The organism is Martinezella sp. CNPSo 3732, assembly GCF_057784515.1.
In genome coordinates this window covers 110,009-125,805 of record NZ_JBXSOO010000011.1, presented here as the reverse complement: position 1 = coordinate 125,805, position 15,797 = coordinate 110,009, and the positions used below count along the sequence as shown (strand labels likewise).

The following is a 15,797-nucleotide window of genomic DNA, read 5'->3' as shown; positions in this document are numbered from 1 at the left end:
ACGGCTAGATTATTTCAGCGACGGTGCGATGGTGGCGCAGGCTTCGCAGAGGCCGGCAACGGCTGCGACCGACTTGTCGAAGGCTTCCTTTTCGGCCTTGTTCAGGTCAATCTCGATGACGCGCTCGATGCCGCCGGCACCGATGACAGTGGGAACGCCGACATACATGTCCTTGACGCCGTACTGACCATCGAGGTGAGCGGCGCAAGGCAGAACGCGCTTCTTGTCCTTGAGGTAGGATTCGGCCATCGCGATGGCGGAAGCGGCCGGGGCGTAGTAAGCGGAACCGGTCTTCAGCAGACCGACGATCTCGGCGCCGCCGTCACGGGTGCGCTGGATGATTTCTTCGAGGCGCTCGGCAGTGAGCCAGCCCATGGTGACGAGGTCCGTCAGCGGGATGCCGGCAACGGTGGAGTAGCGGGCGAGCGGAACCATCGAGTCGCCGTGGCCGCCGAGAACGAAAGCCGTGACGTCTTCGACCGATACGTTGAATTCTTTGGCGAGGAAGAGGCGGAAGCGCGAGCTATCGAGCACGCCAGCCATGCCGACGACCTTATTGGTCGGCAGGCCCGAGAACTTCTGCAGCGCCCAGACCATGGCGTCGAGCGGATTGGTGATGCAGATCACGAAAGCGTTCGGGGCGTACTTCTTGATGCCGGCGCCGACCTGCTCCATGACCTTGAGGTTGATGCCGAGGAGATCGTCGCGGCTCATACCCGGCTTGCGGGGAACGCCTGCGGTGACGATGCAGACGTCAGCGCCTTCGATCGCGGAATAGTCGCTGGCGCCGGTGAGGTTGGCGTCGAAGCCCTCGACGGGAGAGGACTGGGCGATGTCGAGACCCTTGCCCTGAGGAATGCCGTCCGCGATGTCGAACAGGACGATGTCGCCCAGTTCCTTCAGGCCGGCGAGATGCGCCAGCGTGCCACCAATCATGCCAGAACCAATAAGTGCGATCTTGTTGCGCGCCATTTCGGTGTATCCTTTGCGATCAAAATCCGTGGCGGGACACCGTGACAGGCATCCACAATAGCCGCCAATCGCATAGACCCAAAGGTCGAAATTGGCAATTGATTATTTTGAGATCAGGAATTTCAATCGGTTAGATCGAAAAATTCTTACGTAAACGTAAGGTACTCTGTCACCGATTTGTTACTCGGCGGCGCGCCGGGCCGGAGTCTGCGCGAGATATTCGGCGCTCCGCATCTCGAAAAGCCGCGATGCCGTGCGGTCGAATTCGAAACCCTCAGTCCCTCGCCGCTCATCGAGCAGGTCTTCCGGCATGGCGGCCGCGGAGACGTAAAGGCGGATATTATGGTCGTAAAGCGTGTCGATCAGAATGATGAAACGCTTCGTCTGATTGCGCTTGTCCGGGCCGAGCTTCGGCACGCGATCGAGGAAGATCGTATCGAAGCGTTCGGCAATGGCGAGGAAATCGGAAGGCCCGAGCGGCGCCTCGCAAAGATCGGCGAAAGAAAAGCGCGCCATGCGGTCGACGGCGAGCGGGACGTGGATGGAGCGCCCCTTCATCGGGATCTCCGCCGGTTGCGCCTTGCGCCCGTGCAGCGCCTGCATCCAGGATGCATCCATCGCCATGTCGGTGCGCTGATCGAGCGGTGTCAGATATACGGGCTGGCTGTTCAGCTTCTCCATGCGGTAATCGGTCGGCGAATCCAGCGTCACCACATCGACATGCTTCTTGAGGAGATCGATGAAGGGCAGGAAAAGGCCACGATTGAGCCCGTCGCGATAAAGATTGTCCGGCTCGACATTCGAGGTGGCGATCAGCACGCAGCCGAGCGAAAACAGCTCGGAAAACAGCCGCGACAAGATCATCGCGTCGGCAATGTCGGTGACCGTGAATTCGTCGAAGCAAAGCAGTTCGGCTTCGGCGTAGAGATCGGCGGCAACAGGCGGTATGGGGTCGGTCTGCTTTGTCTCGCCGTTCTTGAATTTCAGCCGCTGCGCCGCGATCCGGTTGTGCACATCGTTCATGAACTCGAAAAAATGCGCCCGGCGCTTCTTCGGGCAGGGCGCCATCGCGAAGAACATATCCATCAACATGGTCTTGCCGCGGCCGACGCTGCCGTGAATATAGAGGCCCTTGATCGTCTCGGCCGATTTCTTGCGCGCGGCAAACATCCAGCCGAGCGCGCTGGATTTCGCGGCGGGCCGCTTGCGCTTGAGATCGGCAAGCACCCGATCCAGCATTTTCGCCACATCCATCTGCGCCGAATCCACCTGGAGGGATCCGGACGCCGTCAGCGCCTTCAGCTGTTCGCAGACGCTGATCGAATAATCTGGCATGGGCTGCATGGGGAAATATCCGCCTGTGCAAAACAAGGGCGCACCCGAAAGGTGCTGCCCCTTTCAAAATAAGCTTATCGGCTGAGGCTGAGCGGCTGGCCGGAGGCAGTCGAACCGTCAAAACGCGAATCGGCCGTCTTGTAGACCGTACCGATCGTCGAACCGTCACGATTCTTCAGGAGAACCTGCTTGCCGGAGACTTCCCACGACCCCATCGAGGTGAGTTCGCCCGCGCAGCCGCGCGTGCCGCCGCGCGAGCCGCTGCCGAGGTTGGTCAGCGTCAGGAACATGTCGCAGCTCGATCCGCCGTTGCTCACCTTCCAGCTGCCGACCATCGATTCCTTCGTGACATCCATGGCCGAAGCCGCCATCGCCTGCTGCTGCGCTGGATTGGCCGCATTCGGCGCGCTCGCGGGAGCGGCAGGAAACTGCGAACCGTTGCCGGCGCCTGCGGGCGGAAGCTGGCTGGATTGTACGGAAGGAACAGGCTGAGCCTGCAGTGGCGGCGGAGAAGAATAACTGTCGTTGTTGTATGCCGTGCGCTGGCAACCGGCAAGCGACAGACCAATCGCCGCAGCCGTCACTGCATATCTAAACTGCATCATCACACTCCTAAATGATTGTCCACCGCTGACATCGGCAAAGTGATATTTAATGATGTCCGAATTATCGTATTTCACTTTGGTTAATCAAGTCGATACCGCTACAAATTGCCGTAGGCGATAGCTGGACAAGAATCGGGTGGTTTCAAGGCTAATCTCTGACAGCCTCACCCAAAATGGACGCAAGTGGAAAATTTCGCCGTCCTGACTGGTCCATCCGAGACGGGATGATACATCATCTTGCCTGTAGGCCACTCGGCCGCTTCGGCAAATCTACCGAAGCATTCTTTCTTTCGTTCGCGGTCAAATGACCGGAAACGGCGGGTCAGACCCGCCGCTCGACCATCATCTTCTTGATTTCGGCGATCGCCTTGGCCGGGTTCAGACCCTTCGGGCAGGTCTGGGCGCAGTTCATGATCGTATGGCAGCGATAGAGGCGGAACGGATCCTCGAGATTGTCGAGGCGCTCGCCCTTGGCTTCGTCTCTGGAATCGATCAGCCAGCGATAGGCCTGCAACAGAACGGCCGGCCCCAGGTAACGGTCGCCGTTCCACCAGTAGCTCGGACAGGAGGTCGAGCAGCAGGCGCACAGGATGCATTCGTAGAGGCCGTCGAGCTTCAGGCGGTCTTCATGGCTCTGCTTCCATTCCTTGGCCGGCGGCGGCGATACCGTCTTCAGCCAAGGTTCGATCGAGCGGTGCTGGGCATAGAAATTCGTCAGATCCGGCACGAGGTCCTTGACGACGGGCATGTGCGGCAGCGGATAGACCTTCACCGTGCCCTTGATCTCGTCCAGACCCTTGGTGCAGGCGAGCGTGTTGGTGCCGTCGATGTTCATCGCGCAGGAGCCGCAAATGCCTTCGCGACAGGAGCGGCGCAGGGTCAACGTCGGGTCGATGTTGTTCTTGATATAGAGCAGACCGTCGAGCACCATCGGGCCGCAATCGTCGACATCGATATAATAGGTGTCAATGCTCGGATTCTGGCCGTCATCCGGGCTCCAGCGATAGACGCGGAATTCGCGCGTGTTCTTGGCGCCGACCGGCTTCGGCCAGACCTTGCCTTCGCGCATCTGAGAGTTCTTGGGGAGAGCGAGTTCAACCATGGTCAGTTCCTCTCAGATCAGTACACGCGTGCCTTCGGCTCGATCTTGTGCGGATCGATGCCTTCGGCGATCAGGTCGGTGTGAACCGGACGATAGTCGAGCTTCACGTCGCCCGCCTCGTTGACCCAGGCAAGCGTGTGCTTGCGCCAGTTCTCGTCGTCGCGGCCGGCGAACTTGCCCTCGGTATAGTCTTCGCGGGCATGCGAACCGCGGCTTTCCTTGCGGGCCTCGGCGCCATAGATCGTCGTGATGGCGTTGGCCATCAGATTATGCAGCTCCAGCGTTTCGACGAGGTCGGAATTCCAGATCAGCGAACGGTCGGTGACCTTGATGTCGGACATTTCACCCCAGATTTCCGAAAGACGGCGGCAGCCGGATTCCAGCGATTCCTGGGTGCGGAACACGGCCGCATCTTCCTGCATGGCGCGCTGCATCTTTTCGCGCAGTGCTGCCGTCGGTGTCGAGCCGCTAGCGTGGCGCAGACGGTCGAAGCGCTCGATGATCTTGTCGCAGGCAGCGACATTCACAGGCGGAACCGGGCCGACGCGGTCGATGACCTGCCCGGCGCGGATAGCGGCGGCACGGCCAAACACCACGAGGTCGATCAGCGAGTTGGAGCCGAGGCGATTGGCACCATGCACCGAAGCGCAGCCGGCTTCGCCGACGGCCATCAGGCCCGGCAGCACGCGCTCGGGATTGTTGCTGTCGGCGTTCAGCACCTCGCCCCAGTAGTTCGTCGGAATCCCGCCCATATTGTAGTGAACGGTCGGCAGGACGGGGATCGGATCGCGGGTCACATCGACGCCGGCGAAGATGCGTGCGCTTTCGGAAATACCGGGAAGACGCTCGTGCAGGACGGCCGGATCGAGATGGTCGAGATGCAGGAAGATATGATCCTTGTTCTTGCCGACGCCGCGACCCTCGCGGATCTCAAGCGTCATGCAGCGCGAAACGACGTCACGCGAAGCAAGGTCCTTCGCCGAAGGCGCATAGCGCTCCATGAAGCGCTCGCCTTCGGAATTGACGAGATAACCGCCTTCGCCGCGGGCACCTTCGGTGATGAGGCAACCGGAGCCGTAGATGCCGGTCGGATGGAACTGCACGAATTCCATGTCCTGCAGCGGCAGGCCGGCGCGAGCCACCATGCCGCCACCGTCGCCGGTGCAAGTATGGGCGGATGTTGCCGAGAAATAGGCGCGGCCGTAGCCACCGGTCGCCAGTACCACCATCTTGGCGGCGAAGCGATGGATCGTGCCGTCATCGAGGCACCAGGCAACGACGCCGGTACAGCGGCTGCCATCGTCGGACATAATGAGGTCGAGCGCGAAATATTCGATGAAGAATTCCGCATTGTTGCGCAGCGACTGGCCGTAGAGCGTATGCAGGATGGCGTGGCCGGTACGGTCGGCGGCGGCACAGGTGCGCTGCACCGGCGGTCCCTCGCCGAAATTCTGCATGTGGCCGCCGAACGGACGCTGATAGATCTTGCCTTCTTCGTTGCGCGAGAAGGGCACGCCATAGTGCTCGAGCTCGTAGACAGCCTTCGGCGCTTCCATCACCATGTACTGCATGGCATCAACATCGCCGAGCCAGTCGGAGCCCTTGACGGTGTCGTAGAGGTGCCACTGCCAGCTGTCAGGCGTCATGTTCTGCAGCGAGGCGGCGATGCCGCCCTGGGCTGCGACGGTGTGCGAGCGAGTCGGGAAGACCTTGGTGATGCAGGCGGTGCGGAAGCCCTGTTCGGCCATGCCGAGCGTGGCGCGCAGGCCGGCACCGCCGGCGCCGACGACGATCACGTCATAGGAGTGGTCGATATACTTGTAGGCTTTCCCGTTTTGAGCGGGCCCATTCTGAGCGGATGAGTTCGGTGCCATGATGCAATTATCCTACGAACGCGATCTTCAGAATGGCGAAAAGACAGAGCCCCGCCACCACGATCGCGAAGAACGTGTTGAGCATAAGAAGGACGATCTTGGCGAATTCGCCATGAACATAGTCCTCGATGATGACCTGCATGCCGATCTTCATATGAATGAGGGCGGAGATCACCATAAGGCCGAAGATGACAGCGACGATCGGGTTCGAGATTGCATGCACGACTTCAGCGTAGGGCGCGCCGGCATAGATCATCAGGAAGATGACGAAGAAGAGGAAAAGTGGAACGTTGGCAACGGCGGTCAGGCGCTGGCGCCAGAAATGATCGGTACCTTCCTTTGCGGAACCGAGACCGCGGACTTTGCCCAGAGGAGTGCGCATATCCATGAGAAATATCCTTTAAAGCATGATCCGAAATGCGCCCAAGCGCTTCCGGTAGCGATCATGCCAATCAACCCAGCCGGATGGCGATGCCGATGATCCAGACCAGCGCGGTCAGACAGATCGAGGCGATGAGTGTGGCCTTGGCCATCCTGGTCGAAACGGCGGGATCGAAACCATGCCCGAGATCCCACACGAAATGGCGCAGACCGCCAAGCATATGGTGCAGCAGCGCCCAGGTGTAGCCGAGCAGGACGATGCGGCCGATGATCGTGCCCATGATCCAGTTGACCAGATCGAAATAGCCCTGACCCGTCGCCGCGGCGATCAGCCACCAGGCGACCAGCAGTGTGCCGAAGTAGAGCGCGCCGCCGGTGATGCGGTGAACGATCGACATGACCATGGTGGGGATGGGTTTGTAGATTTGCAGATGCGGCGACAGAGGCCGGTTTTGTGTGACGTTCGCCATCAGAACCTCGCGGCGTTACGGTACGCTTAGATCCCGGATATCCGGGGCAACGCGCGCGCAGAGACGTGCAGTGTGCGTTGCATCATTGCGACCAATAATCACAGAGACGCCCATCGACAAGCACAATTGAGGCCTGCATCGAATTTAATCGATTCGGATCGCACTGCACTTTAGCGAGCATGCAGAGAAGAGCCTCCCATTCCGGCCCATTTACCATTTCGGCAAGCTTGACATGGACTTCGCTGCGGTCTTCGGGCAATCTGCCGTTAAGATTTCATTAACGAACCGAAGCGGATCGAATCATGGCCCCGCATCTTTTCAAGGCAACAGCGCTCGTTTTAGCGGCAGCCGCTCTTCCCTCGACGCCGACTTCGGCCAGCGACTATCGCCACTGGCACCATCACGACCGCTCCGGCATCGTGCGCCTCAACCAGATATCCCAGCCGCAGGGTTCGGGGCAGCAACCCGCCCGGATCGTGATCATGGAACGACGCGACGCAGCAAGCGCCGGCAGCTATGCCGGCTCGGCCGACGTCTATCGGGCCGATGGCGGCACCTATGTTATTGGCTATGGCGGCTACAATCCTTATGCCCAGCCCGCTACCGTGCAGCTGCGGCCGAAGGCGAAGGTCATCGATGTCCGCTATGCCGGCAATCCCTGCTCATACGAAGCAGGCGTCTGCGTCATCCGGCACTGATGGCTGTCAATCGGCGAGAAATCGCCAGACCGTCGTTTTCTTGACTTCGCTGTCCTCGAGCGCCCGCGTCACCGGCACTTGATAGGTTGCCTGCTCTTCCAGACGATCCTTGGGAAGATAGGCTCTGCCGGGATCGCCGACCAGAACCGTCTTCCCGTCGCCCGCCAAACGTCTTAGCCAGGGAACGAGGCCCGCGGCAAAATCGCGATCATAGAAGACATCGCCGGCAAGAATGACGCCCGCATCCACGGTCTGCCCGATAATATCATCGCTGGAAAAATTCAGGGCCACATCGTTTTCAAGGGCATTGAGCCGGATCGCAGTGCTCGCCCATGGATCGATATCCACGGCAAGCACATGCCGCGCAGCCGCACGTTTGGCAGCAATCGCGACAAGCCCGGAGCCGCTGGCAAAATCCAGGACGCTTCTGCCGGCAACGATCTCTGGATGATCGAGGATGTAGCGCGCGAGACCCTGGCCACCCGCCCAGGCAAAGGCCCAGAAGGGCGGCGGCAGGCCGATCGCTTCCAGCTCCTCCTCCGTCTTCAGCCACAGTTCATGCGCCTCGCTTGCCAGATGCAGCCGGATTTCCGGCACATGCGGCGGCGCCATAAGGCTGGTATTGGCACGGATGAAGCTTTCCGGATCGGTTTTCAATGAATCTCCCACCTGCCAAACGAGGCGGAATCAGACCGGCGGATTGTCCAGACCGCCCATGCGGCAGACTTCGAGCCATTCATCATCCGTCACCGGCTGCACCGAAAGCCGCATGGAGGTAACGAGTGCCATCTGCGAAAGCTTCGGATTGGCCTTGATGTCCTTGAGGGTCACCGGGTTCGGCATGTCGCGCACCGCGCGGATGTCGACGCACTCCCAGCGCGGATCGTCCTTGGCGGTCGAATCCGGATGCGCCAGCGCGCAGACCTCGACGATGCCGACGACCTCCAGCCCGTCATTGGAGTGATAGAAGAAACCCTTGTCGCCGATCTGCATGGCCCGCATGTTGTTGCGGGCGAGATAGTTGCGCACGCCGGTCCATTCGGTCCCTTTTGCGCCGGCATCCTTCTGCTGCTGCCAGGACCAGGAGGACGGCTCGGATTTATAAAGCCAATGCGCCATATCTCATGCCTCCGGATTGTTGAAGACCCAGTTGAACGGCTTGATCTCGACACTCTCGAACAGACCGGCCTTCGTATAGGGATCGGCATCGGCAATCGCCTTGGCGGCCTCGGCGCTCTCAGCCTTGACGACAACGAGACTACCGTTCGGCTTGCCGTCCGCATCCAGGAATGGACCGGCCATCTTCAACGTGCCTTCGGCATTGAGCTTGTTCAGATGCTCCAGATGCGCCGGGCGCGTATCCATGCGAACATTCAGGTGACCGGGCTTGTCCTTGCAGACAAAGGCAAACAGCATTGCTTGGCTCCTTCAGATATTCAGAAATTATTCCCAGAAACTATTCCGTTGTGATCGGCCGCGTCATCAATTGCCCGATGGCCGTGGCTATGTCGAGCTTGCCGTCGATGATGGCGGACACCGCGTCGGTGATCGGCATGTCGACGCCGAGCTCTTGAGCAAGCCGCGCGGCGATGGAGGCGGCATAGGCGCCTTCGACCAGCGTGCCACCCGTCGGATCGGCAGCCTTGCCTTCACCCAGCGCAATACCGAATCGCAGATTGCGAGATTGATGGCTGGTGGCCGTCAGCACGAGGTCGCCAAGACCCGACAGGCCGCGCACCGTTTCAGCCTTGCCCCCCTTTGCCGCAACGAAGCGCGACATCTCGGCAAGGCCGCGGCTGATCAGTGCCGCGCGCGCGGAATCGCCGATGCCACGGCCCTCGACGATACCGCAGGCAATCGCGAGAACATTCTTCAATGCGCCGCCGAGCTGCACGCCGATGCGGTCATCTGAGGCGTAAAGACGGAAGGTTGGACCGGAAATCGCCTGCGCGAGTCTCTCGGCCACCGCCATATCGGCGGCGGCGATCGCCATGGCCGTCGGCAGTCCCTTGGCAATGTCGGCGGCAAAGCCCGGGCCTGAGAGCACGGCAATCGCATGCTGCGGCAACTCTCGCTCCAGCATATCGGTCAGCAGATCGCCGGAGACCTTGTCGATGCCCTTCGCGCACGTAACGACGACCGCATCCTTGGCGAGATAAGGGCCATAATGACGGGCAGCATCGGCCTGCGCCTGTGAGGGCATGGCAAAAAGCAGGATGCCGGCATTGGAAATCGCATCCGGCTCGGCTGAAAACTGCAGCGAATCCGGAAGGTCGATGCCAGGCAAGGCGGCATCATGCATGCGATCGGCGGCAAGATCCGCCATAAGCCCTGCGTTGCGTCCGACGAGCACCACATCGGCACGACCGGTCAGCGCGACGACGGCGGCAAGCGCCGTGCCGAAAGCGCCGGCGCCGATGACTGCGATCCGCTCCTTGCCGCTCATGCCTTCGCTCCTCGTTTGCCATGTCCGAGCAGGGTCTCCGCCTTCTGATCCAGCGGCCAGCGCGAGCGCGGCTGCACATCGAGATCGTCAGGTGCGGCACCCGTCGCCATGCGCTCCAGTCCGGCCCAGGCGATCATGACGGCATTATCCGTACACAGTCTCAATGGCGGCGCGATGAAGCGGAAACCGTTGGCATCGCAAAGCTCCTGCAGCGTGCGGCGCAGCTCGAGATTGGCGGCAACGCCACCTGCCACGACAAGCGACGGCTTTTCCTCAGTCTTCGGAAACTCCGTCCTGAAGCGCTGCAGGCCCCGACCGATGCGATCTTTCAGCGTGCGCGAGATTGCCTTCTGGAAGGAGGCGCAGATATCGGCGATATCCTGCTCCGTGACAGGCGCAATCGCCGTCGCAGCCTGACGTACCGCAGTCTTTAGGCCGGAAAAGGAAAAATCGAGGCGCGTTTCGCCGACCAGCGGCCGCGGCAGATCGAAGCGGTCCGGATTGCCGTTTTTCGCGGCTGCCTCCACGGCAGGGCCGCCGGGATAGGGCAGCCCCAGAAGCTTGGCCGTCTTGTCGAAGGCTTCGCCGAGCGCATCGTCGATGGTCGTGCCCCAGCGCTCGTATTGGCCGACGCCGCGCACCAGGATCAGCTGGGTATGGCCGCCGGAGACGAGCAGCATGAGATAGGGAAACGCAAGTCCATCGGTCAGCCGCGCCGTCAGGGCATGGCCTTCCAGATGGTTGATGGCGTATAGTGGCTTGCCTGTGGCACGTGAGATCGCCTTGCCGGTCATCAGGCCGACGAGCAGCCCGCCGATGAGGCCCGGGCCGGACGTGGCGGCAATGGCATCGACGTCTGAAAGCGACACATTGGCGCGTTTCAATGCTTCGTCGATCAGCGTATCGAGCGCCTCGACATGCGCACGCGCAGCAATTTCCGGCACGACGCCGCCATAGGCGCTATGCTCGTCCAACTGGCTGAGGATGACATCGGAACGGACCGTGGGCGTGCCGTCATCCCGGCGCTCGACAATAGCTGCAGCGGTTTCGTCGCAGCTTGTTTCGATGCCGAGAATGCGAAGAATGGATGCCATGGAGAAAGTTCGTTGCCTACAGGTCGATTGCGATAAAGCGGAAATATGGTTACGGGAACTGTCGGTAACAACGGATCAAAGCGGATGCAAACAAAACCTTTCCGGATCGGCACGCGCGGCAGCCCGCTAGCGCTCGCCCAGGCGCACGAGGCACGCGACCGCCTGATGGCGGCCCATGGCCTTCCGGAAGAGATGTTCGAAATCGTCGTTCTCACCACCAAGGGCGACCGCATTACCGACCGGTCGCTCGCGGCAATCGGCGGCAAAGGCCTGTTCACGGAAGAGTTGGAAGAGAAGCTGATTTCCGGCGAGCTCGACTTTGCCGTCCACTCCGCCAAGGATATGGCAACGAAGCTGCCCCAAGGCCTGGCGCTCACCGCTTATCTGCCGCGCGAAGATATCCGCGATTCCGTCATCGGCCGCACCGCGCCGAAACTGATCGAGCTGCCGCATGGCGCAACGGTCGGCTCCGCATCGTTGCGCCGCCAGGCGCTGATCCGCCGTCTGCGCCCGGATATCAACGTCATTACCTTCCGCGGCTCGGTCCAGACCCGTCTTCGCAAACTGGAAGAGGGACAGGCCGACGCGACCTTGCTGGCGCTTGCCGGCCTGAAGCGACTGGGCATGGTCGAGGTCATCACCGATATTCTCGACCCGGACGAATTCCCTCCAGCGCCCGCACAGGGCGCCATAGCAATCGAAAGCCGCATTGACGATATCAGGATGAACGACCTGCTCGCCGCCGTGAATGACGCGCCGACTTTCGACGCCGTATCCTGCGAGCGTGCCTTCCTGGCGGTGCTAGACGGCTCCTGTCGCACGCCGATAGCCGGCTACGCAATTTGCGAAGGCGATCATCTGCGCTTCTTCGGCATGATCCTCACCCCGGATGGCCGCCAAGTGCATACGACCACCATCGAGGGCCACCGCCGTGATGCCGAGGCGCTCGGCATCAATGCCGGCCAGGCGATCCGCGCCGAGGCCGGCAGCACCTTCTTCGAAGACTGGACCTGATAAAGGATGCGCGTCGTCGTCACCCGCCCTCAGCATTCGGGTGAGCGCACCATACGGCGGCTGGCGCAGATGGGACACGAACCCCTGCTGCTGCCGCTGGCTGAACCTGTCCACGATGTCGAGGAGGCGAGACGAGCGCTCCTGGCCACGCAGGGCGCCGTCGCCGTCACCAGCGCCGAGGCGATCCGGACGCTTTCGCTATTGGGTTCCGATCTTACGCCTTATCTTGGTCGTCGCCTTTTTGCCGTCGGAAAGGCCACAGCCAAAGAAGCGACTGATCTTGGATTCAGCAATATCGCCATATCCGAAGGCGGCGGTACAGAACTTGCCGCCATGATCTCCGACCATCCCTCAGACCTGGACAACGGCCCCCTCCTCTATCTCGCGGGTTCTCCGCGGGCGGCTGGCTTCGAAGCCGGATTGGCTGAGCGACACCTGCCTTTCCTGATCATCGAATGCTACCGGATGCAGAATATCGTCCCCGACGACAACATTCTTCGCCGGCTTTTCGCCGACACCCGTGCGGACGCCGTGCTGCTTTATTCCCACGAGACGGCGAAACGCTTTTTCAGCCTGCCATTCCTTCGGCACAACCCTGGCATCTTCGTCGAAACACGATTTCTCTGCCTGAGCGAAACCATCGCCAGCGCAGTTCCGGAGCCGATGCGATCCCGTGTCGATATTGCCGACATGCCGAATGAAGACCGGCTTATGGCGCTTCTGGTCCGCGCCTAAGGTCGCAATTTTGATGTAAGGCCTTTCCATAATCGCCTTGTCTGTCTAACTTCGTTGCAGCGCATGATAAAGAGGACCTCATGGTATCGCGAAAAACGCCTAACCATTCGAAGCCCAACGACGAACCGGTCACGATCGATCTGGAAGCCGAAAAAACTGCGCAGGACGCAGCTCCCGAAGATTTGACCGAGCGCAGCCATGGCGAGCTTGGCGGCTCCTCGGCTGATGAAGTGGAAATGCCGCTGGAAGCGGAGAAGGAGCCGTTTCGCGAGGAAGCTCAGGAATCGATCTTCGGCGCCGCGCCGCAAGAAACGCAAGCAGCCGCTGCGCAGCAGGCCGATCCTCCGCCCTCCCGTGCCGACCATCCGCCGCATACCGAGCGTCTGCAGTCGCGCGAGGGTTCGACATCAGGCCTTATCGCGGCCGGCATCACCGGCGGCCTGATCGCCCTCATCTGCGCCGGCGCCCTGCAATATGCGGGCTTTCTGCCTGGCGGTCGCGCAGGCAAGGACAGCTCTACCGAGATCGCAACGCTGAATGCGGAGATCGACGGTCTTAAGCAGAGCATCGCCAATCTCGCCGCCGCACCAGCCGCAAAACCGGACGAAGCGCTGACGGCTCGCGTCGCAGCGCTTGAGACGAGCGCTGCCAACGGCGCTTTGACGAATGGCTCGGGGACAAATGGCCCGGGTGGCACAGCAAACCCCGCTTCAGATCAGAAGATCGCTTCGCTCACCAGCGAGGTCGAGCAGCTGAAATCGGATCTCAGCAAGGCGACGCAGAGCCAGGCAACCTCCGATGCCGAGGTCAGCAAGCGTCTTGATGACGCCGAAAAGAAGCTAAGCGGGCCGAGCCAGGAAAGCGCGGTTGCCCGCGCCATCGCAGCTGCGGCGTTGAAAGCCGCAATCGACCGCGGCGGCCCCTTCCAGCCTGAGCTCGACACCTTTGCCAATGTTGCGCCGGACGATCCCGCCGTCGCAGATCTCAAGAATTTCGCCCAGACCGGCGTACCCTCTCGTGCCGATCTGATCCGTCAGGTTTCCGATGTCGCGACTGCAATCGTCGCCACTGCACAAACCGACGATCCGAACCAGAGCTGGAGCAGCCGGCTGATGTCGGGAGCGAAATCGCTGGTGCAGGTCCGCCCCGTCGGCAACGTCCCCGGCGACAGCGTCGATGCCATCGCCGCCCGCTTTGAGGACAAGGTCAGGAATGGCGATCTGCCGGGCGCGGTGACCGAGTGGAACAGCCTGCCCGATGCCGCCAAATCCGCATCGGCCGCCTTCAAGCAATCGCTGGAGGCACGCATCCGCGTCGAGGATCTGGTAAGCGACGCCCTTTCTAAGGCGATCGCCAATACCGGGAAACAGAACTAAGGACGGAGCGTAGCAATGATCAGACTGCTTATCTTCGCCATTCTCGTTCTGGCTCTCGGCTACGGTTTCTCCTGGCTCGCGGATCGCCCCGGCGATCTCTCGCTGGTCTGGGAAGGCCAGCTTTACCAGACAAAGCTGATCGTAGCCGCCGCGATCCTCATTGCGATCGTGGCCGCCGCGATGATCGTCTGGTGGTTCGTACGGTTGATCTGGACCTCGCCATACTCCGTCACCCGCTATTTCCGCGCCCGCAAGCGCGATCGTGGCTATCAGGCGTTGTCGACGGGCCTCATCGCCGCCGGCGCCGGCAATTCGCTGCTCGCCCGCAAGATGGCGGCGCGCACTCGTGGCCTTATCCGCGCCGATCAGGAGCCGCTCATCAATCTGCTCGAGGCCCAGGCCGCCTTGATCGAAGGCAAGCATGACGAGGCTCGCCAGAAATTCGAGCAGATGGCCAATGATCCCGAAACGCGCGAGCTCGGCCTGCGCGGCCTCTATCTCGAAGCCAAGCGCCTCGGCGCGCATGAAGCCGCGCGGCAATATGCCGAGAAAGCGGCCGACCAGGCGCCGTACCTGCCCTGGGCGGCACAGGCGACGCTGGAATATCGCAGCCAGGCCGGCCGCTGGGATGATGCCATCAAGCTGCTGGACCAGCAGAAGGTTGCCCATGTCGTCGATAAGGCCACAGCCAACCGGCAACGCGCCGTACTCCTTACGGCACGCGCCGACGAGAAATTGGAAAGCGATCCCACCGGCGCGCGCGACGATGCGCTGGCGGCCTTGAAGCTCGTGGACGATTTCGTGCCCGCAGCGCTGATCGCTGCCAAGGCCTTGTTCCGTGAAGACAAAGTGCGCAAGGCCGCTTCCACTCTCGAGCAGGTCTGGAAAGCGCAGCCGCATCCCGAAATCGGCAGGGCCTATGTACGAGCTCGTAGCGGCGATTCCGTTCTTGACCGTTTGAAGCGCGCCGAGAGGCTGGAGGCGATCCGCCCGAACAACGTCGAAGCCCTGCTGTTGACCGCAAAAGCGGCAATGGACGCGGGCGATTTCGGCAAGGCCCGCGCCAAAGCGGAAGCCGCCGCACGGATCGATGCGCGCGAGGGCGCCTTCCTGCTTCTCGCCGATATCGAAGAGGCCGAAACCGGCGATCAGGGCCGCGTCCGCCATTGGATGGCGCAGGCGCTGCGCGCACCACGCGATCCGGCCTGGGTCGCCGATGGTTTCGTCTCGGAAAAATGGCTGCCGCTGTCGCCGATCACCGGCCGTCTCGACGCCTTCGAATGGAAGGCACCATTCGGCCAGATCGATGGACCGGTAGAAGAAGGCTCCACGGTGCTGGTCGATGCAGCGCTGAAATCGCTGCCGCCGGTGCGCGAGACCGCAACCGCAGCGGAAAAGCCAAGTTCACCGAAAGTTGCATCGCCGGTTGCCGATACCTATGTCATGGAATTGGAGCCCGCCGTGGCGAAACCCACTTCAAGCGCATCCGAGGCAGCGCCAAAACCAGTGCCGCAGGATGCGGAGCCCCGGCCCTTCTTCGGTGGCGCGCCTGATGATCCGGGCGTCAAAGATCATAAACTTGAACCGGAACCCAAGACACGGCTCAAGTTGTTCTAGAGCAATTCCGGCAATAGCGCGCAGCGGCTTTGCGTCTGGAATTCCGGAAGACAAAAGATGGAGCATGGTGCCCCAAGA

17 protein-coding genes are annotated in these 15,797 nt (G+C 61.4%); 5 read left to right on the top strand and 12 right to left on the bottom strand.

All coding sequences use genetic code 11. The annotated features are described in order from the left end of the window. Window positions 1-9: 9 nt before the first annotated feature. From mdh to sdhC, 7 genes are all read right to left on the bottom strand, one after another. Complete coding sequence (gene mdh, locus AC13RM_RS18900; protein ID WP_015341411.1) at window positions 10-972, bottom strand: malate dehydrogenase; 963 nt, start codon at window positions 970-972, stop codon at window positions 10-12. A 180-nt stretch (window positions 973-1,152) separates the two neighbouring features. After that, window positions 1,153-2,316, bottom strand: a complete 1,164-nt coding sequence (gene zapE, locus AC13RM_RS18895; protein WP_374822883.1) for a cell division protein ZapE — start codon at window positions 2,314-2,316, stop codon at window positions 1,153-1,155. Between the two features lie 65 nt (window positions 2,317-2,381). Beyond that, a complete protein-coding gene (locus AC13RM_RS18890; RefSeq protein WP_113231665.1) occupies window positions 2,382-2,909 on the bottom strand; it encodes a protease inhibitor Inh/omp19 family protein in 528 nt (175 codons plus the stop codon). Window positions 2,910-3,234: 325 nt separating this feature from the next. After that, window positions 3,235-4,014: a succinate dehydrogenase iron-sulfur subunit gene (locus AC13RM_RS18885; protein WP_112607823.1), complete on the bottom strand. Its 780-nt coding sequence runs from the start codon at window positions 4,012-4,014 to the stop codon at window positions 3,235-3,237. Window positions 4,015-4,031: 17 nt separating this feature from the next. Beyond that, window positions 4,032-5,888 (bottom strand): succinate dehydrogenase flavoprotein subunit, encoded by a 1,857-nt coding sequence (sdhA, locus tag AC13RM_RS18880; protein ID WP_374822888.1) that lies wholly within the window; start codon window positions 5,886-5,888, stop codon window positions 4,032-4,034. Window positions 5,889-5,895: 7 nt separating this feature from the next. Then, window positions 5,896-6,276, bottom strand: coding sequence for a succinate dehydrogenase, hydrophobic membrane anchor protein (sdhD, locus tag AC13RM_RS18875; RefSeq protein ID WP_069613381.1), 381 nt, complete (start codon window positions 6,274-6,276; stop codon window positions 5,896-5,898). Between the two features lie 64 nt (window positions 6,277-6,340). Next, on the bottom strand, window positions 6,341-6,739 hold the full coding sequence (gene sdhC, locus AC13RM_RS18870; protein ID WP_113231519.1) for a succinate dehydrogenase, cytochrome b556 subunit: 399 nt from the start codon (window positions 6,737-6,739) through the stop codon (window positions 6,341-6,343). A gap of 302 nt (window positions 6,740-7,041) precedes the next feature. Here sdhC and AC13RM_RS18865 point away from each other — a divergent pair, with 302 nt between their 5' ends. Continuing rightward, on the top strand, window positions 7,042-7,437 hold the full coding sequence (locus AC13RM_RS18865) for a hypothetical protein (RefSeq protein ID WP_440479754.1): 396 nt from the start codon (window positions 7,042-7,044) through the stop codon (window positions 7,435-7,437). A 6-nt stretch (window positions 7,438-7,443) separates the two neighbouring features. Here the strand turns inward: AC13RM_RS18865 and AC13RM_RS18860 are convergent, their stop codons facing one another. Genes AC13RM_RS18860 through tsaD form a run of 5 tightly spaced genes read right to left on the bottom strand, consistent with a single transcriptional unit; the run spans window position 7,444 to window position 10,977 of the window. Continuing rightward, window positions 7,444-8,094: a class I SAM-dependent methyltransferase gene (locus tag AC13RM_RS18860; protein ID WP_374822896.1), complete on the bottom strand. Its 651-nt coding sequence runs from the start codon at window positions 8,092-8,094 to the stop codon at window positions 7,444-7,446. A 30-nt stretch (window positions 8,095-8,124) separates the two neighbouring features. Then, window positions 8,125-8,556 carry an EVE domain-containing protein gene (locus AC13RM_RS18855; RefSeq protein ID WP_113231516.1) on the bottom strand — a complete coding sequence of 144 codons (432 nt, stop codon included), beginning with the start codon at window positions 8,554-8,556 and terminating at the stop codon, window positions 8,125-8,127. A 3-nt stretch (window positions 8,557-8,559) separates the two neighbouring features. After that, the gene (locus AC13RM_RS18850; RefSeq protein ID WP_374822899.1) at window positions 8,560-8,853 is read right to left on the bottom strand and encodes a YciI-like protein; all 294 of its coding nucleotides are present in this window, start codon (window positions 8,851-8,853) and stop codon (window positions 8,560-8,562) included. 40 nt (window positions 8,854-8,893) lie between these two features. Further along, window positions 8,894-9,883, bottom strand: coding sequence for an NAD(P)H-dependent glycerol-3-phosphate dehydrogenase (locus AC13RM_RS18845; RefSeq protein WP_374822902.1), 990 nt, complete (start codon window positions 9,881-9,883; stop codon window positions 8,894-8,896). Further along, window positions 9,880-10,977 carry a tRNA (adenosine(37)-N6)-threonylcarbamoyltransferase complex transferase subunit TsaD gene (tsaD, locus tag AC13RM_RS18840; protein WP_374822905.1) on the bottom strand — a complete coding sequence of 366 codons (1,098 nt, stop codon included), beginning with the start codon at window positions 10,975-10,977 and terminating at the stop codon, window positions 9,880-9,882. The genes AC13RM_RS18845 and tsaD overlap by 4 nt, the downstream gene beginning before the upstream one ends. Window positions 10,978-11,061: 84 nt before the next feature. Between tsaD and hemC the strand changes: the two genes are divergently transcribed. The 4 genes from hemC to AC13RM_RS18820 all read left to right on the top strand — a co-directional run bounded on the left by hemC (window position 11,062) and on the right by AC13RM_RS18820 (window position 15,719). Beyond that, window positions 11,062-11,991 (top strand): hydroxymethylbilane synthase, encoded by a 930-nt coding sequence (gene hemC / locus AC13RM_RS18835; RefSeq protein ID WP_113231511.1) that lies wholly within the window; start codon window positions 11,062-11,064, stop codon window positions 11,989-11,991. A gap of 6 nt (window positions 11,992-11,997) precedes the next feature. Next, the gene (locus AC13RM_RS18830; protein ID WP_374822908.1) at window positions 11,998-12,726 is read left to right on the top strand and encodes a uroporphyrinogen-III synthase; all 729 of its coding nucleotides are present in this window, start codon (window positions 11,998-12,000) and stop codon (window positions 12,724-12,726) included. 80 nt (window positions 12,727-12,806) lie between these two features. After that, window positions 12,807-14,102 carry a COG4223 family protein gene (locus AC13RM_RS18825; RefSeq protein WP_374822911.1) on the top strand — a complete coding sequence of 432 codons (1,296 nt, stop codon included), beginning with the start codon at window positions 12,807-12,809 and terminating at the stop codon, window positions 14,100-14,102. Between the two features lie 15 nt (window positions 14,103-14,117). Continuing rightward, window positions 14,118-15,719: a heme biosynthesis protein HemY gene (locus AC13RM_RS18820; protein WP_374822914.1), complete on the top strand. Its 1,602-nt coding sequence runs from the start codon at window positions 14,118-14,120 to the stop codon at window positions 15,717-15,719. The last annotated feature ends 78 nt before the right edge of the window (window positions 15,720-15,797 follow it).